This window comes from Amazonocrinis nigriterrae CENA67, assembly GCF_016056305.1.
Lineage (GTDB): Bacteria > Cyanobacteriota > Cyanobacteriia > Cyanobacteriales > Nostocaceae > Amazonocrinis > Amazonocrinis nigriterrae.
In genome coordinates this window covers 65,626-88,546 of record NZ_JAECZC010000002.1, presented here as the reverse complement: position 1 = coordinate 88,546, position 22,921 = coordinate 65,626, and the positions used below count along the sequence as shown (strand labels likewise).

The 22,921-nt window shown below is 42.3% G+C and carries 10 protein-coding genes; 5 read left to right on the top strand and 5 right to left on the bottom strand.

The annotated features are described in order from the left end of the window. Positions 1–222: 222 nt before the first annotated feature. The 4 genes from I8748_RS01905 to fabI all read right to left on the bottom strand — a co-directional run bounded on the left by I8748_RS01905 (position 223) and on the right by fabI (position 4,902). Positions 223–1,737 carry an AAA family ATPase gene (locus tag I8748_RS01905; RefSeq protein ID WP_198122991.1) on the bottom strand — a complete coding sequence of 505 codons (1,515 nt, stop codon included), beginning with the start codon at positions 1,735–1,737 and terminating at the stop codon, positions 223–225. A gap of 276 nt (positions 1,738–2,013) precedes the next feature. Then, a complete protein-coding gene (locus I8748_RS01900; RefSeq protein ID WP_198123190.1) occupies positions 2,014–2,967 on the bottom strand; it encodes an ABC transporter ATP-binding protein in 954 nt (317 codons plus the stop codon). Positions 2,968–3,323: 356 nt separating this feature from the next. After that, entirely contained in the window at positions 3,324–3,944 is a 621-nt protein-coding gene (hisB, locus tag I8748_RS01895) for an imidazoleglycerol-phosphate dehydratase HisB (protein WP_198123189.1), read from the bottom strand. A 181-nt stretch (positions 3,945–4,125) separates the two neighbouring features. Then, complete coding sequence (gene fabI, locus I8748_RS01890) at positions 4,126–4,902, bottom strand: enoyl-ACP reductase FabI (RefSeq protein ID WP_198122990.1); 777 nt, start codon at positions 4,900–4,902, stop codon at positions 4,126–4,128. Between the two features lie 872 nt (positions 4,903–5,774). Here fabI and ntcA point away from each other — a divergent pair. The 3 genes from ntcA (at position 5,775) to I8748_RS01875 (ending at position 9,033) form a co-directional block, all read left to right on the top strand. Further along, positions 5,775–6,446, top strand: coding sequence for a global nitrogen regulator NtcA (gene ntcA, locus I8748_RS01885; protein ID WP_010998529.1), 672 nt, complete (start codon positions 5,775–5,777; stop codon positions 6,444–6,446). A gap of 387 nt (positions 6,447–6,833) precedes the next feature. Beyond that, entirely contained in the window at positions 6,834–8,324 is a 1,491-nt protein-coding gene (locus I8748_RS01880; RefSeq protein ID WP_198122989.1) for a DUF3084 domain-containing protein, read from the top strand. Positions 8,325–8,577: 253 nt separating this feature from the next. Then, positions 8,578–9,033 carry a pre-16S rRNA-processing nuclease YqgF gene (locus tag I8748_RS01875; RefSeq protein ID WP_198122988.1) on the top strand — a complete coding sequence of 152 codons (456 nt, stop codon included), beginning with the start codon at positions 8,578–8,580 and terminating at the stop codon, positions 9,031–9,033. A gap of 32 nt (positions 9,034–9,065) precedes the next feature. On the opposite strand, the gene I8748_RS01870 is transcribed toward I8748_RS01875, so the two are convergent. Next, complete coding sequence (locus I8748_RS01870) at positions 9,066–9,329, bottom strand: DUF3146 family protein (RefSeq protein ID WP_096552213.1); 264 nt, start codon at positions 9,327–9,329, stop codon at positions 9,066–9,068. Positions 9,330–11,620: 2,291 nt separating this feature from the next. On the opposite strand from I8748_RS01870, the gene I8748_RS01865 reads away from it, so the two are divergent. Both I8748_RS01865 and I8748_RS01860 read left to right on the top strand, forming a co-directional pair. Beyond that, positions 11,621–15,802, top strand: a complete 4,182-nt coding sequence (locus I8748_RS01865) for an SDR family NAD(P)-dependent oxidoreductase (protein ID WP_198122987.1) — start codon at positions 11,621–11,623, stop codon at positions 15,800–15,802. After that, positions 15,803–22,843, top strand: coding sequence for a non-ribosomal peptide synthetase (locus tag I8748_RS01860; RefSeq protein WP_198122986.1), 7,041 nt, complete (start codon positions 15,803–15,805; stop codon positions 22,841–22,843). The last annotated feature ends 78 nt before the right edge of the window (positions 22,844–22,921 follow it).

Below are 22,921 nucleotides of genomic sequence, written 5' to 3'. Positions count from 1 at the left end.
GGGGGTTCTCCCCCAATCCCCACTCCCTTCGGTCGTGGGGGTCCCGAGTCCCCCATGAACAACTGACGTTAGCGCAGCGTTAGCGAGCCTGCGAGCGTCACCCGTAAGGGTCAGTTATGAAAAATTATTAACTATAGACTATGGACTCTTGACTAAATACTATTTTAGGTTTTGTAGCCAGTACACTAACTCACAGTCATCAGCCATCAGTCATCAGAAATATTATTGTAACTGCCGCTGAATGCGATCGCTTAAAGGACTGTGTTTCGAGGCTAAACGCGCCCTTCCAGCCGCAGCCCATTCTTGCAGTTGTTGAATTTGCTCTACAGCGGTTCTTGCTAAAGGTATAATTTGACTGGCAGCTTCTAATATATCGTCAGTAGTAAAATCTCGGTTTTGGCTAAACCCAATATGCATCGCTTCAATTAAAGTTTGTTCAATTTCTGCCCCGGAGAAATCAGGTGTTTCGTATGCTAGCCTGTCGATGTCATAACTTTTCAAGTTATGGGGGCGTAGTCGGGATAAGTGAACGTTAAAAATTGCTTTTCTTTCTTCTTGCGTGGGTAAACCCACAAAGAAAATTTCATCAAAGCGCCCTTTTCTCAACATTTCCGGTGGTAGCGCTTGGATGTCGTTGGCGGTGGCGACGACAAATACAGGAGATGTTTTTTCAGCTAACCAAGTAATAAAAGTCCCAAAGACGCGGCTAGTAGTTCCTGCATCTCCTTTGCTACCAAGTCCAGAAAAAGCTTTATCGATTTCATCAATCCATAAAACACAAGGGGCGAGGGCTTCTGCTACTTGAATCATTTGGCGAGTACGCGATTCTGATTCACCTACTAACCCACCAAATAATCGTCCTACATCCAAGCGTAGCAAGGGTAAATGCCAGTGATGAGCGATCGCTTTTGCTGTTAGTGATTTACCAGTGCCTTGAATCCCTACTAACATTAAACCACGGGGGTGCGGTAATCCATATTGACGCGCTCGCTCAGTAAATGAACCTCCGCGACGAATCAACCAATCTTTCAAGTTATCTAGTCCGCCAATGTCGGAAATTTGCTCAGTGGCGGGGTAAAAGTCGAGAATTTGGGTTTGGCGTATAGTTTGGCGCTTTTCTTCCAGAACTAAATCTACATCTTCTGGTTGTAATTCGCCGTGAGAAGCGATCGCTCTAGCCAAAACCCGGCGAATCCTCTCCATAGAAAGCCCTTGACAAGAGCGCACTAAATCATCTAAAAATTTACCAGAAAGAGAATTGCCTGTACTTTGCAGTAAGCGTTCCACCTCTGTTTTAATTTCAGGGGCGGCGGGTAAAGGAAACTCCACCACCGTTAAAACTTCCGTTAAGTCGTCAGGAATAGCGATGCGTGGCGACAGTAACACGATATTTTTCGGTTGAGACTTGAGGAGTCGGGCTAGGTTGCGGAGTTTGCGAGCGATCGCCACATCTTCTAAAAAACGATGATAATCTCGCAAAATCAAGACCGCAGGCGCAGAAGCCAGGATTTTTTCCACAAATTCCAAAGCTTGTAGCGGGTTACGTCGCCCAAATCCTGCATCATTGGGATTACCTTGATAGCCATCGACAAAATCCCAAGTATACACTGGGCGATTACCTTGGTTTGCTGCTTCTTCCCGGATAGCTGCTTCTAAGCGCTCCTCTTCATAGGTAGGGATGTAAATTAAAGGGTAACGGGCACGTAGCAGTAGTTTAAACTCATCGCGGAAGGTCATAAATTTTCTCCTATCAATCTGGAGTAGCCAGGCATTTTCAAAGTTAAAAAAATAAATAAATTTTTTGTAGGGTAGCACAGCTGTGCTACCCTAATTTGGATATATGGACGTACAGACTGTTCACGGTTAATAATCAAAAGTCTATTGAAAAACAGTTGATGTAGTCAATTTTATTAGACTGGGAACAACAAGATTCCCGACTTCCCACAGAAGTCGGGAATATGAAGCTCTTAAATTTTTAGACTCACATAGGCTGGCTATATTGAGAAACAATATTTAATTCACTGATTTATTTTGCTGTTGTATCTGTTGGATAAAAAACTCTTCCAAAGAATTACGTGACAAGTTCATAGAAGTGATTTTCCCACCCATCAGGCGGAGACTGCCAAGAAAATCATAGTAATCTTCTTGTAGTGTACCTTGCCAAGAACCATCTGGATCAAACACCAGACCAGGTATCCATTTTTTGAGAATTTCCCAGTCACCACCTTGACCTTTGACATGATATGTGCTTTGTGTACCCAATAGTTCATTCAGGGAACCAGAGCAAATTAATTCACCTTGAGAAAGAATAGCAACGCGATCGCAAATTTGCTCAACTTCACTGAGAATATGGCTGTTAAAAAAAATCGTTTTACCAGCGGCTTTCAGTGACAAAATAATTTCACGCATTTGGTAGCGTCCCACCGGATCTAAACCAGACATGGGTTCATCCAGAAATATTAATTCTGGATCATTAATTAACGCCTGTGCCATACCCACACGCTGTAACATACCTTTCGAGTAGCGACGCAGAGGCTTTTTGCGTGCATCAGCTAATGGTAAACCCACTAATTCCAACAATTGCGGAATCCGTTGGCGTTGTACATTTGCAGAAATTCCAAACAACCCAGCGGCTAGCTGCAAAAATTCCCAACCAGTGAGATACTCATATAAATAGGGATTTTCTGGTAAGTAGCCGATGCGTTGCTTAATATCGCGATCGCCTAGTGGTCTACCAAACAAAAGTCCTCGTCCAGCAGTGGGACGGATAATCCCCAACAACAGTTTTAAAAGCGTTGTTTTACCAGCACCATTTGGCCCTAGTAACCCAAAAGTTTCGCCTTTATGAACTTTTATTGAGCAACTTTTGAGAGATACGATTTTTTGATTCAGCCAAAAGCCTGTGCGATAGACTTTTTGCAACTCAGAAGTGAGAACTGCTGGCGGAGGGCCTGTAACAGACTTCATCACAGTTTAATTACCAATTACCAAGGTGACATTTGCGACTGCAATTTAGTATACAAAACAGAATTCAAGAAGCTTTGGGATTTTGATTCCTCACTCCCTCAATTCTAACTAAAACAAGCTAAATGCTTATCAGCTTACTAATAGCAGCTTAGCCAATGTTTTGACAAATGCGTTCGTCTAAGACTTGGCAAGAGCGATCGCTATTAGGTTTGTCAATTATCGCAAACAACTACTAAATTGACACTCTCTTGTCAAAGTGCTGATTAATTTCAGCACTCACCACTCAGCACTTAGCATTCAGCAGTAGAGACGATTCGCCGAATCGTCTCTACTTAGCACTCAGCATTCAGCACTTCTCAAAGAACACCCTTAGAACTAGGAATTGTACCAGCACGACGAGAGTCAATCTCCACAGCTATTCGCATTGCTCTAGCAAACGCTTTAAATGTCGCCTCGATAATGTGATGGGAATTAATGCCATCTAGTTGGCGGATGTGCAATGTCATTTGGCTATGATTTACCAAGGCTACAAAGAATTCGCGCACCAACTGAGTGTCATAGGTTCCCACCCGTTGGGTAGGAATTTCCAAGCCGTAGCTGAGGTGAGGACGCCCAGAAAAGTCCAGTGCAACCTGAACTAAGGCTTCATCCAACGGCGCAAGAAAATTACCAAAGCGGACAATACCTTTTCTATCGCCTAGTGCTTTACTCAAAGCTTGTCCTAGGGTAATACCGACATCTTCATTGGTGTGATGGTCATCAATTTCCCAGTCTCCCGTAGCTTTGACATCTAAGTCAATCAGCCCGTGGGAGGCGATTTGATGTAACATATGATCCAAAAACGGAATACCCGTAGCTGCCGTACAGATGCCTGTACCATCCAGGTTGACGGTAACTTGCACATCAGTTTCGCCAGTAGTGCGGTGAACAGAGGCAATGCGAGAAGTTTTAGTAATTTGGCGATCGCTTATTTGCATAGGGAATGGGGAATAGGGAATGGGGTATGGGGAATGGGCTATGGGTAATGGGTAATGGGTAATGGGTAATGGGCCAGATGTGATGACTAATAGTAGAATCCAATTACCAATTACCAATTCTCTTTTTCCCAATTACCAATTCTCTTTTTCCCAATTACCAATTCCCCATTCCCAAATCGTATTACATTCCCATGATTTCATATCCTGCATCTACATACAGGACTTGTCCAGTAATTCCGCTGGCTAAATCACTGGATAAGAAAGCAGCGGTATTGCCTACTTCTTGCTGAGTCACGGTGCGACGCAGGGGTGCCACTTGTTCTACATGATGAATCATGTCCAAAATGCCTCCCACGGCTGAAGATGCCAAAGTGCGAATTGGCCCGGCTGAGATGGCATTCACTCGAATATTTTGCGGCCCTAGTTCAGTAGCTAAATAACGCACACTCGCTTCTAATCCCGCCTTGGCAACTCCCATGACATTATAGTTAGGAACCGCCCGCACACCGCCTAAATATGTCAAAGTGATAATACTACCTCCCTCTGTCATCAAAGGTTTAGCCGCACCACTTAACTGTACCAGTGAGTAAGTACTGATTTCTAAAGCAGTACTGAAACCAGAACGAGAGGTTTGGCTAAAATCTCCGCTCAAATCGTCTTTGTTGGCAAACGCCAGACAGTGGATGAGAATATCTAGCTTTCCCCACTGATCGCGGATACTTTCAAAGGTAGACTGAATTTGTTCATCGTTTTGAACATTACAAGGAAGAAACAAGCTAGGGCTGAGAGGTTCCACCAATTCTGCAACTTTTTTCTCCATTTTGCCTCGGTCATCTGGCAAGTAGGTAATGCCCAGGTTAGCCCCTGCTTTGTGCAGTTGTTGAGCTATACCCCAGGCAATAGAGCGGTTATTGGCAATACCTGTAACCAAAGCGTTTTTTCCAGTCAGATTAAGCATAAAAATTGTCAGTGCGATCAATCATTAGGAGCATACTAGAATCTGATACCGACTTGCCATCAAAGATTGTAATTGGGGATGAGGGGGATGAGGGGGATAAGGGGGATGAGAGGGATGAGGAGGATCATCAAAAAAGCCACTCTCCATTTCTCGCTACTCCCTGATCTCCCAGTTGTGATTTATGAATACAACTTAATACAGCAGTTTGCTTTTAAGTGAGGTACAAAACGCAGAACTGATTAATCAGATATAAAAAGTTTCTAACTCCTGACTTGAAAGTGCTGAGTGCTGAGTAAAAATCCCAATCCCTAGTCCCACTTTCATGCAAAGCTCGTGAAACTTGTTTCATTGGGACTTCCTCCAGGATAGCTGCCTCAAAACCTGTAGCTTTTGTACTTCATGCCAACGAAAACTGCTTTATCAAGCTCATGTGTATTTATTTTGCACAAAATTTGCAAAAATAATGATTGGAGGACTTACACACACAGGCACGAATTCTTCTCTTCGAGACGCTTCGCAAAGGCGTTCTTGGCGTCATGGCAGTTCGATTTATTCAACTATGAAGCAATTTGTGCGTAAGTCCTGATTGTAATGAATGTTTAATATAAAAAAAATCTCTGATAATCCTTAAGATATTCTCAAGATATGATGAATTTTTCAACAAAAAACCTGATGATTATAAATGTACAAGAACCTATAACAACTACTAGCTAAAAACATGATAAATTGTGTATCATTATGAACAAATAACTATCAATTAGTGAGTTTAAGTATAGGAAAGTACAGAAAGGTTGACGGTGCTTTATTGAATTTTCAGGTGTATTCTTAGGTAATCAGTTTTTGTTTTTCCGGCATTGGGTAGGGGAAGGGAGATGATCGTGACACAAGATAAAGCCCTAGCAAATGTATTTCGTCAGATGGCGACCGGAGCGTTTCCGCCGGTTGTGGAAACGTTTGAACGCAACAAAACGATCTTTTTTCCTGGAGATCCTGCCGAACGAGTTTATTTCCTTCTAAAGGGTGCTGTGAAGCTTTCCAGGGTATACGAGGCAGGAGAAGAAATAACGGTAGCACTACTGCGGGAAAATAGTGTTTTTGGTGTGTTGTCATTGCTGACAGGAAACAAGTCAGATAGGTTTTACCATGCGGTTGCATTTACGCCTGTGGAATTACTGTCAGCGCCAATTGAACAAGTAGAGCAAGCACTCAAGGAAAATCCAGAATTATCAATGTTAATGCTGCGGGGTCTGTCTTCGCGGATATTACAAACAGAAATGATGATTGAAACATTAGCTCACCGAGATATGGGTTCAAGGTTAGTGAGTTTTCTGTTGATTCTCTGTCGTGATTTTGGTGTTCCTTGTGCAGATGGGATCACAATTGATTTAAAGTTATCTCATCAGGCGATCGCAGAAGCAATTGGTTCGACTCGCGTTACCGTCACCAGGTTACTTGGTGACTTGCGTGAGAAAAAAATGATTTCAATTCACAAAAAGAAAATCACTGTGCATAAACCTGTCACTTTAAGTAGACAGTTCACTTAAAAACAATTAGGAGGGGGATGGTGGCGTGTATTGTTTTATTAAGAAAGAATAAAGGCGTCACCTCGCTAGAATTCAGGAGAATTATCTGCGACTGGTTTGTAAATCATAGATTTGTGACACCCGCGCTGATTGGAGATTTAGCAATCCAACCAGAGAAAACCGCTACCTATTGGGTTATCCAAAGGTGTACGCCTAATAACTGGTAGAGGATTGGAAATTCCTCAAAATTACATTCTGACTTCTGGATTCTTCTTCATAAAAACCTTACACCCATAGCTGGAGTAAATCATAAATCTTGAGTAATTTCAGCTATTGCCAATATTCCCTTCTCCACAGATAATGACTGAAAGTAGTAGGCTGTATCTGGAAGCATTTCGGTAGCTGAAGATGACCACCGGGTACATCCTAATAGCAGCAATTTTAATTCTGGGAGGCGTGATTGCCACCGTTGGCGATCGCATAGGTACGCGAGTAGGCAAGGCCCGCCTCTCATTATTCAATCTCCGTCCCAAAAACACGGCTGTATTGATAACTATCTTGACTGGTGGATTAATCTCAGCATCAACCCTAGCGATTTTATTCGCTGCTGATGAAGGATTGCGGAAGGGAGTCTTCGAGTTAGAAGATATCCAAAAAGACCTCAGAAACAAGCGAGAACAACTCAAAACCGCAGAAGCCCAAAGAAGCCAGGTAGAAACGGAACTCAATCAAGCAAGAAAAGAAAAAACACAGGCGCAGCAAGACTTGCAGGCAATTAATCAGTCATTGCAAGCCGCAAACGCCAAACAACAACAAACACAAGCCCAACTCAACCGTACCATTGGTCAACAAGCCCAAACCCAGGCTAGACTCCAAGGCACTCAAAGCCAGTTGGGTAAAGTGGTAACGCAGTACCAACAAGCCATAGCTGAACTGGAAAAGGTTGATAATCAAAGAAAAGAACTGCAAACAGCAGTTGCACAACTCAAGGCAGAACGCGAAAGATTGTACACAGAAGCGAACAAAGCTATTGAAGAAGCCAAAACGGCAATTCAAAAGCGCGATCGCGAACTTGCCAACCGCAAGCTAGCAATTGAACTGCGCGACCAAAAAATTGCCCAACTCGATCAACTCATTCAAAAGCGCAATCAAGAAATCGCTTCACGAGAACAAGTAATCGCCAAACGGGAATCTCGTCTTAAAGACTTAGAAAATCAACAAGAACTTTTAGAACAGGAAGTGGCAAGGCTGGAAAAATATTACCAGTCATACCGAGACTTGCGTTTGGGTAAGCTGGCTTTAGTTCGCGGTCAAGTTCTGGCTTCTGCTGTAGTTCGAGTTGACCAAGCAACCGTAGCCCGCCAGGCAGTAATGCAACTTTTACAAGAAGCCAACCGCAATGCCAACATAGAATTAACTGAACCTGGCACAAGTCCTGCAAATGTGGAAATACTGCGTATCACTCAAGAGAAGGTTGAACAGCTGATCAAGCAGATTAATGATGGTCGAGAATACGTAGTGCGGATTTTCTCTGCTGGTAATTACGTCAGGGGAGAAAAGCAAATCGAATTTTTTGCCGATGCAGCGCGAAATCAACTAGTTTTTTCAGGAGGTCAGATTCTAGCTTCAACCACTGCCGATCCCAGAACCATGACATCTTATCAAGTGCGGCAAAGACTGGATTTGCTCATTTCTGCCTCCCAATTTCGTGCCCGTAATGCCGGAATTGTCGAAAGTGTACAAATAGACGGCACTTTTCTCCGCTTTTTGGGCCAACTCAGGCAGTATAACCAACCATTGGAAATTAAAGCGATCGCGGCAGAGGACACCTATACAGCTGGGCCTTTAAGAGTCAAGCTAGTAGCAATCATCAACGGACAAGTGATTTTTAGCACTTGAACTGGGGACTGGGGACTGGGGACAATACGGTTCGGTTAAAGGGGAAAGGGAAAAGGGAAAAGGGGAAGAAAAACCTTTAAGCTTTTCCCCAAACTCTATTGTCAGTTCAAAATGCTTATCCGAACCGATTGGGACTGGGGACTGGAAAATTGTTTTAAAATTTGGGAGGGGTCAGAGCAAATTCTGTAATTTCTAACCTGATTAAAATTACCCCAATCCCTAATACCCAATCCCCAGTCCCTTTTACTTACATATGACCTTCAGGGAATTTTCACCAACGCAACCAGTCATTTTAGGCTTTGATCCAGGTAAAGATAAATGTGGTTTAGCAGTCATGGGGCTGGATCGGCAACTATATTATCACGAGGTTGTGCCATCACAACAAGCGATCGCTACTATTGAGACACTACGTCAAAAGTTTCCCATCTCCTTGTTGGTGATGGGCAACCAAACCACAGCTAAGCGTTGGAAACAGCAGCTGTCTGTTGAATTGACACCAGCTTTGAATATTATTTTAGTAGATGAGCGTTACACGACCTTAGAAGCACGCGATCGCTATTGGCAAATGTACCCGCCTAAGGGACTAACAAAACTATTGCCACAGGGTATGCGGCAACCACCACGACCAATAGATGACATTGTTGCCATCCTCTTAATCGAAAGATACTTAAATCGTCTAACTGAATCAGCAGTGAGGAAAGAAGATTAATTTTTAACTCCTAACTCCGCGCCTCCTAACTCCTAAAGTTCAGCTCGAATAGTAAAAGCATAATCTCCTCCAGGTTCTAGCTGGTAATCTTGTTGTTCCAAGAAGCGACCGAGGGGTTCTTTGATTAAAGCACGACCTTGAGAAGGCTTAACAGAAAGTTCTCCCCGGCGGAAATGCCATTGGAAATGCCACTCAAAATCACCCGCGCTGACTTCGCCCTCAAGGAATCCGTGTTGCCAGGATTGGCGGGTAATTCTGACATGAGCGATGGTTTCTGGCAGACGTTTAGCACTCACGATGCTTTATGTCAAGTGTGGGATAACAGCCTACATAGTAGGCTACTTATTTTATTTACCAAACATAGCTTAAATAGACAAACTCACAAAGTGAGTATTTGTAGTTGACCGAAAACCTACGGTGTACACACCAGTGATTTAATCACTTCAAATCTCTGACGCTGCGTTAGGACGCTTCGTCCATAACCCACCCTTGTATAGCCGTAGCCAGATGTGTTAGGACAATCTTGTGTGTACACCGTAGCCTATAAGTAGGAGCCACTGCGCTAGTGCGCTTTGCCGACAGACGCGCGCAAGTGGCGTCAGAGGCTTTAAAAGATTGATTTTTCGTTCTTCACCAAGGATGTTAAAGCCCCTCTTGGCGTCAAAGAGGGGTTGGGGAGAGGTTCATCGAACTCATACCATTTCACGAAAAATCTGATACAAATTTTTTCACCCCTGCTCCCCTGCTTTGCTGCTCCCCTGCTCCCTATTTGTATCAAAATTAAAGTGAAACGGAATGGGTAGGTGCAAGATCTCAGCAGGCTTGATATAAGAACGTTAATTTTCTCTTATTTGCCCTTTTATTAAAGAACTTTAAAATAATTTAAGTTGTGTTTCGCTATCGTTCAAAGAACGATACCAGTTAAGAGACTGTTTGTAAATGATTATGAAGCTGTGGATTGAGATTTTATACAAATTCAAGCTGTGTAGATAGTGCATTGTTGATCTATGCGATCGCCTGTTTTTTTCATCTTTACATTTATTTAAAAATAGACTCTCAAGTACTCAAAAAAGTTCATTAAGAAGCAGCTTATTAATTTGTAATCTACTGAGTACTGATTCTATGCAAGTAATACTTTAAGTACACATAAATAAAAAATCCTTTTTCCACTTATTTAAATATATTAGTCAAATCCATAAATTGTTTTGGGTAAAGTTTAAATGTCTATCCTTTGTAAGAGAAAAATTTTAATTTAATTCATCCTTATGATAGATGAATAAATTTATTTATGATATTATTCTCTTAATAAGAAACATAATTCAACTCAAGTCTCTGCCAATCTTTACAGGTTAGAGGCTTTTTCATGCACTGTCTACGATCAGCCGCTTCTTCTCCAGAACGACTTAGGAGAACGCATCTACGCATTATTTAAAAACATTGTATCTATTTTAATAAAAATTATCTCAGTAATATAAAAGCATTGCGATCGCTGTCCTCAAATCCACAGGAAAGTATTTTAGGCAGAATCCTGCTGCTTTTGGAAGTGTTTGCTGAGACACCAGGAAAGGTAGTTGTGAAGGATGAGCGCAAACGACGTATGTTACAATATGTTTCAATGAGTTTGCGGAAATTACGCAGGAATTTGAAAACTAAAGGAAAAAATAACAGTATATAAGCGGGTTACAATCAAGTTTTTGTGTCAGTACTATATAGTGCAATAGATGTTTAAGTCCCACTAAGAAACTAGATGGTAAGATTTATCAAATAATTTCTCTCCACAGATGAAAAGTATTATTGGCTTCTGTTTTGCTAATGCTAAACACTATTTACATATCTCAAATGTTGGCATCTGTCTTAGATAATATAAGCATAAATATACTTGATCCGCATCAAGAATTCTTGTGGACAACCACCACTAGCTACATTAATTCTAATTTTCTGACTAGATTATTCTGCTCTAATTTATTCCAGACGGTTTGACGCTCACTTGCATAGTGGCTACAATTGTTCATAACTAATTACAGCAATTAGTTTTGCCTACAATGGATATTTGGAGATACAATCCAGAAAATAATCATTTTTCAACAAATAGTAGACACCTAATTAATTGCTCTACTATTTTTATTTGACAAATTTCATATTGATGACTGAGCTATTTAGTTTTTGTACCCTTCTCTAAAATTCAGCTATATTCTGACCAATTTTACTTCCAAGTATCTTTGAGAAGATACTTGAAAGCTGCCAACCAGGCTTAAATCCTCAGCTTTAAGTACCAGTAATTCTCATAATTATCCAAATAAATCTGGATAATTTACCCAACATTATTTGCAGAATTTCTTGGATAAATTAACACTAATAATTATCTTGAACCCCTTTATTCTTCTAATCTAGAACCTATTTCTCAATCTAAGAGTGTTTATGCTTACACTTATTTCTCATTAACTGACAGGTAATTAGTAGATGGACACAATTAGCTAAAGCAACCCGCTGGTGTCAGTGCTTTGCCCTCCTACCTGCTACTTAAAACTTTTCCATATGGCTACAAACTTCTGAAATTTCATACTCAGTCACTCAGAAAAATTAGTTTATGGCTCACAATTCCAAAACCTCTCAAGTTGAAGCAGCGCTTTTAATTGCTCCTTCTGTCGAAGATTGCCGAGTACTGTTGAGGGACACAGAAACCAATAGTTCACAACTGATGGCTTATGTAGTTTTAAAAGAAGCCTTCTTTCCACAACAGTTGCAGTCCCATTTGCAAGCACTTCTACCTCCAGAACTTCTGCCATCCGCTTATGTGCCGTTGTCTAGTTTGCCACTATTGGCTAACGGAGAGATTGATGAACAAGCTTTGACGCTGCTGCCTGTGATTGACTTTGATGTGGTGCAAAGATCGGAAGCGCAATTGCAAGCCTTACCAGAAATTGACCAGGTGGCGGTGGTGGTTCAACAGCAGGCTAAAAGCTTACCGCCACTACATCTGATGGATTTGCTACCAAATTGGCAAGCCGCCGTTGCTAGCAGTGATTTAATAGATAAAACAAAAGCGTATCCGGGAGAGGTGAACAAAAACAAGTTGCCCTCAGACAAACTAGCCATCAGTCATGGTGAATTGTTGCAACTAGATGAGACAGCCCCAAAGACTCTAGCACAAGCTTTACAGCGGGCAGCTAAAGATAGCCCAACTAAAGGAATCGTTTACATCCAGTTGGATGACAGCCAACGCACTCAAACATATAAAGACTTGCTCTTAGAGGCACAGCGAATCAAAGCAGGTTTGAGAAAGCTGGGCTTACAGCCTCAAGACAAAGTAATTTTCCAGTTAGAGGAAAATCAAGATTTCATCCCAGCGTTTTGGGGTTGCGTGCTGGGGGGCTTTGTTCCAGTGCCAATAGCTCCTGCACCAACTTATGAACCAGGTCAAAGTGCCACTCGCAAGCTAGAAAATGCTTGGCAGATGCTTGGACGACCAACAATATTGACAACAGCCAACCTAGCCCCAGCTATTCAAGCTTGGTCACAAGTCTTGAACTTAGAAAACTTGCAACTCACAACTATTGACAACTTGCGTCAATGTGAACCAGACCAAAATTCGCATCTGAGTTTAGCTGATGATACAGCCGTGTTAGTTCTGACCTCTGGTAGCACAGGTATGCCCAAAGGCGTCGTCCTCAGCCATAACAATTTGCTTAGTAGAACCGCTGGCTCAATTCAAATGAACGGTTTCTCCAGTGAGGATATTACTTTAAACTGGATGCCACTAGATCACGTTGCTGGCATCATCTATTTTCATATCCGAGACGTTTATTTAGCTTGCCAGCAAATTCAGGTTCCCACCCAACTAATTCTTCAACAACCGCTGAAATGGCTTGATTGGATTGAACAACATCGAGTCACCATCACCTTTGCGCCCAACTTCGCTTTTGGGCTGGTAAATAACTATGCTCAAGAGATTAGTGAACGGCATTGGGATTTATCCTCTGTAAAATTTCTCTTAAATGGAGCTGAATCCATTGTTGCTAAAACAGCCAAGCGGTTTATGGAACTGCTTGCACTTCATGGACTAAAAACAACTGTCATGCACCCTGCTTGGGGTATGGCTGAAGTATCTTCTGGTGTTACCTACTCACATAACTTTTCCCTCTCCTTAATCGATGATTCATTTGTGGAGGTAGGAGTGCCTATTCCTGGGGTTAACGTGCGGATTGTAGATAGTCATAACCAAGTAGTCACGGAAAATACCATTGGCTCTCTGCAAATAAGTGGTAATACTGTGATGTCTGGTTATTATCAAAACCCAGAATTAAACCAAGAAGTTTTCACAGAAGACGGTTGGTTCATAACTGGAGACTTGGGTTTTCTTAACCAGGGATGCCTTACAATTACTGGACGTGAGAAAGACGTTATTATCATTAATGGTGTTAATTACTACAGTCATGAAATCGAATCGGCAGTAGAAGAAATTCAAGGTGTAGAAGTTTCATATACTGCTGTTGTTGGTGTTCGGGGTGCTTTTGACCATACTGATAAGTTGGCAATCTTTTTTAGCTTAGCTGTAGTTGATTCAGTAGAACTTGGGAAATTAACTAAAGAGATTCGCAGCCAGGTAGTGCAAAATATTGGTATCAATCCTGATTATTTGATTCCCGTAGACAAAGAACAAATACCCAAAACTTCCATTGGTAAAATCCAGCGATCGCAACTCAAGAAATCCTTTGAAGCTGGTGAATTCAATCATATCCTCAAACAGCTTGATATTTTACATGCCAATGCCAACACCATTCCCGACTGGTTCTACCAAAAAGTTTGGCGGTGTAAGCAAGCCGCAACATTAAATCCTCACCCTTGGACAAACCTGACTCTAGTATTCCTTGATGAACTAGGATTAGGGACTTTCTTATGTAACCAACTAGAACAACAAAATCTTCCCTATGTCTGTGTTTCCTGGGGTTCAGATTTTGCCCAACTCAGCGCTAACCACTTTACTTTAACTCCCGCCAATCCAGATCATTATCAGCGCTTGCTCTCGACCTTAAAAGCAGATAATCTCACCATTGGGCAAATTCTGCACTTGTGGAATTATCAGGAATATGGCGGCGAAATCAACAGCTTAGAGACTCTTGAGGAAACACAATACTTAGGAATTTATAGTTTGTTGTTCCTCAGCCAAGCCTTAGACAAAGTTCAGGGTTCTGAACATCCAGTCAAGTTGTTGTTTATTTCCAGCTACACCCAGTCCACACAACCAACAGACAAAATAGCTTATGAAAAAGCTACTGTTTTGGGTGTCGTCAAAACCATTCCCCAAGAAATACCTTGGTTGAACTGTCGTCATCTTGATTTGCAGCCAAACCAGGTAGAAGAGAATGGAACTTATATCTTGCAAGAACTCCAGGTTTTATCAAAAGAACCAGAGGTAGTTTATCGGGATGGGAAGCGTTTTGTTGCAGGTTTGGAAAAAGTAGATTTACAAAAGCACTCAAAACAACAACTTGTCTTCAAACAAGGAGGGATGTATTTAATTACTGGCGGACTTGGAGGCGTTGGTGTTGAAATTGCTAAATATCTGATTAAGTCTTTTAACGCCAAGTTGCTGTTAGTCGGTCGGACTCCTTTATCTGAGCAAAACGTGACATCCGAAGATATATCAGCAAAAATTCAGGCCTACCAAGAATTACAGCAGCTTGGGGGCGCAGTGATTTATGAAGCGGTGGATATCTGCGACCTCAGCAAATTACAACAGGTGGTAGAACAGACCAAGTTACGCTGGGGATGCAAACTCGATGGGGTAATCCATTTAGCAGGAGTTTATCACGAGCGTTTACTCTTAGATGAAACCCAAGAGAGTTTAGCCGCCATGCTGCGTCCCAAAGTATTTGGTACTTGGGTGCTACATCAGATGCTTGTGAACCAAAAACAAGGAGTTTTCATTAGCTTTTCGTCATTGATGAGTTTCTTTGGCGGTGCTACTATTGGCGGTTACACTGCTGCTAACACTTTTGTTGAAAGCTTGAATCAATACCAGCGTTCTTTCCATTTATTGCAGAGTTATTGTTTCGCTTGGACAATTTGGCGGGAAATAGGCATTAACAAAGGTTATCAAAGGCAAGACCTGACCCGCGCTCAAGGTTACTATGATATGAATCCTCAACAAGGGGTGTATTCGTTCTTAACTGGTTTGTACCATGACCAAACACCCCTAATTGTTGGTTTAGATGGCAGTAATCGCAAAATTCGCCGCTTTTGTGGAGAATTTGGGGAATTACAGAAATTAACTGCCTATTTCACCAACAACAAAGATTTAGAAGTCGTGGGCTTATCAGATGTGACGGTGCAAGACCGCTTTCAAGCAACCGTCAACTGTGATTTTGTGCAGATTCCAGAAATGCCCCTCACCGCCACTGGCGAAATCGATCGCAACTCACTAACTAAAGGCATAACCCACACAGGTGATAACTCACCCGCTAGAGAGTTTGTAGCGCCTAGTAACGAGATGGAACGACAGATTGCTCAAAGCTGGCAAGAAGTTTTAGGAATACCGCAGATCAGCATTGACGACAACTTCTTTGAACTAGGGGGAAATTCTTTGCTAGCTTTCCAAGTTATTGCTCGTTTGCGCGAAACTTTCTCTATCGAGTTGTCCCTAAATCGTTTTTTTGCATCTCCTACCGTAGCTGGTTTGCAACAGAGCATTGAAGCGTTAAGAATTGCAGCCCAAGAGTGGAATGCATCTGTTGAGTACGCAGAAATATATGAAGAAGGAGTACTATAAATGACAACTTTAGATTTTGTGTCTCACCTCAATAGCTTAGGGATTAAACTTACTCTTGATGGGAATCAGCTAAGCTATCGCGCTCCCAAGGGAGTGATGAACCAAGACCTGAAAAAAGAACTGTTAGGACGTAAAACAGAAATTATCGCCTTTCTCGAAGAAGCTAAGAATGCAATACCCTCCAATGCTGACCCAATAGTGCCTGTAGAGCGATCGCACAATTTGCCTTTATCTTTCGCTCAAGAAAGAATGTGGTTTGTCTCTCAAGTAGAAAGCAAAACCCCCTATTATAACACAAATTTTGGGTTACACTTTCAAGGGGCGCTAAATATTGACGCTTTAGAGTGGAGTCTCAACGAAATTATTCGCCGTCATGAAAGTTTGCGGACAACATTTCCCGCAGTCGATGGTAAACCTGTGCAAGCGATCGCTAAAGAGTTTAAAATCTTCATGCCCATCATCGACTTGCAAGGCTTCGCAGCCGCACAGGTGCAAGAAGTTATCACCCAACAGGTTAGCCAGCTTTTCGACTTAAGTAACGGCCCCTTGTTGCGAGCTACCTTACTGCGCTTGGGTTCAGAATCCCATACGCTGGTCTTGAGTATGCACCACATCATTATAGATGGTTGGTCAATGGGGATATTCTTCGACGAGCTGTCTACCTTTTATCGCGCCTTCACAGAAGGAAATTTGGTGTCTCTCCCCGAATTGCCCATCCAATACGCTGATTTTGCAGTTTGGCAAAGACAGTGGTTAACTGGGGAAGTGTTAGAAAAACAACTCAACTACTGGAAGCAACAATTAGCTGGTGCTACACCCTCCATAGAAATCCCCACAGATAAACCACGTCCTTTAGTCAAGAGCTACCGGGGTGATAGCAAGCAATTTGAAATCGATCGCAATTTGACCGAACAACTCAATAGCTTAAGCCAAAAGCTAGGAGTTACATTATATCAAATATTGCTTGCGGCTTACGTAATATTACTTTATCGGTACAGCGGTCAACAAGATATATGTGTTGGTTGTGCGATCGCTAACCGCAATAGTCGGGCTTTGGAACCAATTGTTGGTTTTTTTGCCAACACTCTGGTGCTACGTAACCAAATTCAAGGCAATCCCAGTTTTTCTGAGTTTCTGTCTCAGTTACGGCAAGTTGCAATGTCTGCTTATGCCCACCAGGATGTATCCTTTCAGCAAGTGGTGACAGCATTGCAACCAGAACGTTCTCTAAGCTACCACCCCCTCTTCCAAACCATGTTTGTCTTAGAGAATTTCTCCCTAGATCCATTCGAGTTAGCCGATGTTACCCTGACTCCGCAAGTCGTAGAATGTGGAACAGCAGGCAGCGATTTAGGCTTGTTGATTTGGGAGACAAAAAACGGACTGCTAGGTTGGTGGCAATATAGCAGCGATTTGTTCGAGGAAGATACCATTGCCAGGATGGTAGATAATTTTCAGACTTTACTGGCAGCAATTGTTGCTAATCCTGAACAACCGATTGGTGAATTACCGCTGCTAACTGAGAAACAGCATCGACTGTTAGTAGAATGGAATCCTAAACTCAGCAATTTGACTGAAGATCAATGTATTCATGAGTTGTTTGAAAAGCAAGTACAACTCCAGCCAAATACAGTAGCAGTAGTTTGGCAAGACCAGCAATTCACCTACCAACAGTTAAACGCTAAAGCAAATCAACTAGCGCACTATTTGCGAAAACTAGGAATTGGTGCAGAAGCTTTAGTTGGTATTTGTGTAGAGCGATCGCCCTTAATGATAATTGGGTTGTTGGGTATTCTCAAGGCTGGAGGTGCATATGTACCGATAGACCCAGCTTATCCAAACGAGCGATCGCAGTTGATTTTAGCAGAAACTCAACTATCAGTATTGTTGAGTCAATACCATCTAGCACAGCATCTTCCAGAACATCAGGCAAAAGTGATTTGCTTAGATTCACATTGGGAAGTGATTGTACAACAAAGCCAAGAAAACCCGCCTCATCAAACAACGCCTGCAAACCTTGCTTATCTCATCTACTCATCGCAGCGAGGAGTTTTAGTAGAACATGGGGGAGTTAGTCAACGCCTGAGTTGGCTGCAAAAGTCCTTTGCGTTGTCAAAGTCTGATATTGTCTTGCACAAAGCCTCTTTAGATCAGGATATAGCCGTTAGGGAAATCTTCTGGCCTTTGGTTGTGGGAAGTCGTTTGATCATTGCAGCCAACAATCAAGACAATCCAACAGACTTACAGCATTTGATTGTTAGTCAACAAGTGAGTGTGATCAATTTTGTTCCCAGCGCACTTTCAGCTTTCATTACCTGCTTGAGTGGAGAGAAAAAAGTAGAATTGCGATCGCTGCGTTTGGTGTTGTGCAGTGGCGAACCGTTGCAACAATCGTTAGTTGAAGCGTTTAGAGGGCATTTCATAGCTGAGTTACACAATCTCTACAGTTTACCTGAAACTGCCGGCGAGGTGACAAGCTTAAAAGTTCAGTCCCTCGGCACACAACCAACTCTGCCTATTGGACATCCCAGTTATATGTCAGTTTACATTTTAGATCAGCACTTACAACCGGTACCAATCGGGGTAAAAGGGGAAATCTATGTAGGTGGGACAAATTTAGCTAGGGGTTATCTCAACGCTGAGGAAGAAACAGCCCAACGCTTCATCAAAAATCCCTTCAAACAAACCTCTGATCAGCGATTGTTCAAAACAGGTGAATTGGCACGTCGTCTTCACGATGGTTCTTTAGAACTGCTAGGGAGTATAGATAGGCTGGCTTGGATTAAAGGTTATCGGGTAGAACTTTCAGAAATAGAAATAGCTTTATTAGCATCTCCTAATGTAGATGATGCTTGGGTGCTGGTGCGACAAACAGAAACAGCAGGGCCACAACTAATAGCTTATGTAGTTTTATCAGGAGCCTTCTTTCCAGAGCAACTACAATCCCACTTGCAAACTCTTTTACCAACTCACTTACTGCCGTCTGCCTATGTACCCATATCTGCACTACCATTAACACAAACTGGACAAGTCGATGAACAAGCTTTAACTCGGCTAGAAGTTATTGAATCCGACTTGGTGCAAAGATGGGAAAAACAACTGCAAGCACTGCCAGAAATTGATCAGGTGGCAGTGGTGGTGCAACAGCAAGTTACTACCCTTCTACCGCTGCACTTGTCTGATTTGCTTGGTGATCATCAACTCACCACCAGCAATGGAAGCAATAAGCAAGTCCTCACGACAGTGTATCCGCAAAATCAATCAGGGTCAAACAGACCAGCCATCAGTCACGGTGAACCCCTGCATCTGTCAGAGGATGCGCCAACAACTTTAGCACAAGCTTTACACCGTACAGCTAAAGAAAGCCCAACTCAAGGAATCGTTTACATCAACTCAGATGGCAGCCAACGCACTCAAACATATCAAGATTTGCTGTTAGAGGCGCAACGAATTCTGGCAGGTTTGAGAAAGCTGGGCTTAAAGCCTCAAGATCAGGTTATTTTCCAGTTAGAGGAAAATCAAGATTTCATTGCAGCCTTTTGGGGTTGCGTCCTGGGGGGATTTGTACCAGTACCCATTGCAATCGCTCCCACCTATGAACGAGGCAACACTACCACCAGTAAACTAGAAAATGCCTGGCAGATGCTAGGGCAACCAACAATACTAACCACAGCAAAGCTAGCACAAGCAATTCGTTCTTGGTCAGAGACATTAAACTTAGAAAACTTGCAAGTTGAAGTTATAGATGACTTGCGTCGGTGTGAACCAGACCAGAATTGGTATGTTAGCCAACCAGAAGATTTAGCAATCTTGCTGTTGACTTCCGGTAGTACAGGCATTCCCAAAGCAGTGATGCAGACTCATCAGGCTTTGTTAAGCCGTTCGGCTGCTACGGCTATCATGAATAACTTTACAAGTAATGATGTTTCGTTGAATTGGTTGGCGCTAGACCATGTAGGCGGTTTAGTGATGTTCCATATTCGGGATGTCTATCTTGGTTGCCAACAAATTCAGGCTCCTACAGAATTAGTTTTGGCAAATCCTCTTTTATGGTTGGATTGGATAGAGCAGTATCGAGCGACGATTACTTGGGCACCTAACTTTGCTTATGGGTTAATTAACGACAGGGCGCAAGAACTGAGTAAGCGTAGTTGGGATTTGTCTTCCATGCGATTTATTCTCAATGGTGGCGAGGCAATTGTAGCCAAACACGCCCGCAAGTTTTTGCACTTACTTGTTCCTCATGGGTTGTCTGCAACTGTCATGCATCCATCATGGGGGATGTCTGAAACTAGTTCCGGCGTAGTTTTCTCGCACAACTTTTCTCTAGACTCAACCACAGATGATGATTCCTTTGTGGAAGTCGGGGCACCGATTCCGGGTTTTCAAGTGCGGATTGTAGATACACAGGAACAGGTTGTTACAGAGGAAACTATTGGACGTGTGCAGGTCAAAGGGGCTTGTGTCACCTGCGGTTATTATCAAAACCCCAAAGCTAACCAAGAAGCTTTCAGCGAGGATGGTTGGTTGAATACCGGAGACTTGGGATTTCTACACCAAGGGCGTTTAACGATAACTGGCCGCCAGAAAGATGTGATTATCATTAATGGTATCAACTATTACAGCCATGAAATCGAATCAGCAGTTGAAGAGCTTGCTGGCGTTGAAGTTTCATATACTGCTGCCGTTGCTGTCCGTGGTGTTTTTAATAACACTGATAAATTAGCAATCTTTTTCAGTCCTGTTGTTGCTGATGAAGCAAACGTGATTCAACTGACTCAGGAAATTCGCAGCCAAGTTGTAGAAAAGATTGGCATCAATCCAGATTATCTGATTCCTGTTGAAAAACAGATAATTCCTAAGACTGCCATTGGCAAGATTCAACGTTCCCAACTCAAAGAGCGTTTTCAAGCTGGTGAATTTAAAGAGATTCTCAAACGGTTTGATATCTTGAAAGGTAATGCTAACACAGTTCCAGACTGGTTTTACCGCAAGATTTGGCAGTGTAAAGAAGTAGTAAGAAATAGCGATCGCCTTCAGTCAGGTTTTAATCTAGTGTTTTGCGATCGCTTGGGATTAGGGGAATTAATCTCTAGAGAACTAAATCAACCTTGTGTTTGTGTGGAAGCGGGGGCAAAATTTGCCAAACTTGATAGTGAAGTGGGAAGCGATCGTATCCTTCGCTATAGCATCAATCCTCATCAACCCGATGACTATCGCCTTTTACTAGAATCCTTAGCAGCCGCTAACTTGCACATTGCCCAAATTCTCCACCTCTGGACTTATGACGAATATACCGGAGAAGTTTCCAGCTTAGAAGCTTTGGAACAAGCCCAAAAGCAGGGAATCTACAGTTTGCTGTTTTTGGTGCAAGCTTTAGCTAAAACTCAACGTTCCGAACATGCGGTGAAATTGCAAGTTATTTCCAGCCATGCACAGTTTACCTCAAGTGCTGACAAAATTGCTTATGAAAAATCTACTCTCATGGGATTTTTGAAGACAATTCCTTTAGAGTTGTCTTGGTTGCAATGTCGCCACATCGACTTAGAAGTTGCATCTATGGAAGTGAACGCAAAACAGATTCTGCGAGAACTGCGCGTTGCTAGCGGTGATACAGAAATTGCCTATCGTCAAAATCGGCGTTTGGTATCATCTCTTGCCAAAGTCGATATGTCCCAGCAACCAACTCAAGAAATTCCTCTCAAGCAAGGCGGAATTTATTTGGTGACAGGAGGATTGGGTGGAATCGGTACATATCTGTGCCAATATTTGATGAAAGAATACTCTGCAAAACTGATTATTGTAGGTCGAACAGAGTTACCAAATCACAGTGAATGGTCAAAGTATATTGACCAAGAAACACATCTTGCAAAGAGGATTAAAAATTACCAACAAATTGCAGCAGTTGGTGGTGAATTTATTTACCAAGCCATCGATATCTGTGATTTGGAGGGTTTACAAAAAATTGTTGCCCAAGCCGAGACAGAATGGAATCAACCACTGTCAGGAATTATTCATTTAGCAGGTGAAGGTAACTTAGAATACCACTGGAAAGTAATTGATGATCACTACATTACAGTGGAAACCTTGCAAACCTTCGATTCTATGTTGCGGCCGAAAGTTCACGGGACTTGGACACTCTACCAACTGATTAAGAATCGCCCTCAAACAGTGTTTATTTCCTTCTCTTCAATCAATAGTGTATTTGGAGGAGCTAGTTTTAGTGCGTATTCTGCCGCCAATAGCTTTTTAGATACTTGTTCTCTGTATCAGCGACATCATTTACATTCCCAAACCTACTGTTTAAATTGGACAATGTGGGATGAAGTAGGGATGAGTCAGAAAAATCCAGCATATGCAAGGGATGCTGCTCGTAGTATAGGGTATTATATCATTTCCAAAGAGCAGGGATTAACTTGCTTAATTGCCGCTTTGTATCGCAATCAGACACAGTTGATTGTGGGTTTAGATAGCAGCAATCGCAACATTCGACGCTATACACAGAATGAATTTCAGAACATTCAGAGATTAACTGCTTACTTTACCAGCAATAGTTATATTGATAGTTTGTCAGAAATTGTAGTGCGCGATCGCTTCAGCAAGAAAACCATTTGCAATTTTGTCCAGCTGGAAGAAATGCCACTAACTGCAATAGGGACTATTGAGCGAGAAAAACTACTAACTTTCACTACTCAGGCTAGCCAACAACCTAGTAAATTGGTAGCACCGCGCACAGAAATTGAACGTCAACTCGCAAGTATCTGGCAACAAATTCTGAGTGTCCCACTCATCAGCATTCACGATAACTTCTTTGAATTGGGGGGACACTCATTACTAGCAACTCAACTAATATCTCGTGTCCAAGATGTGTTTCAGTTAGAGGTGCCACTGGGTAGCTTATTTGAGAATCCAACAGTGGCACAACTGTCTATTTTCATAGTACAAAAACTAGCTGAACAAACAGATGACGATATCTTGGCACAGTTAGAACAACTTGATGAAGAGCAAGTAAAACTAATGCTTGCAGCCGTAAATACTTGAGCCTTCTTTTACTGTTTTTTTGGTGTAAGAAGACCGAAATATTCTTGATATCACGCAGAGACGCAGAGACACAGAGAA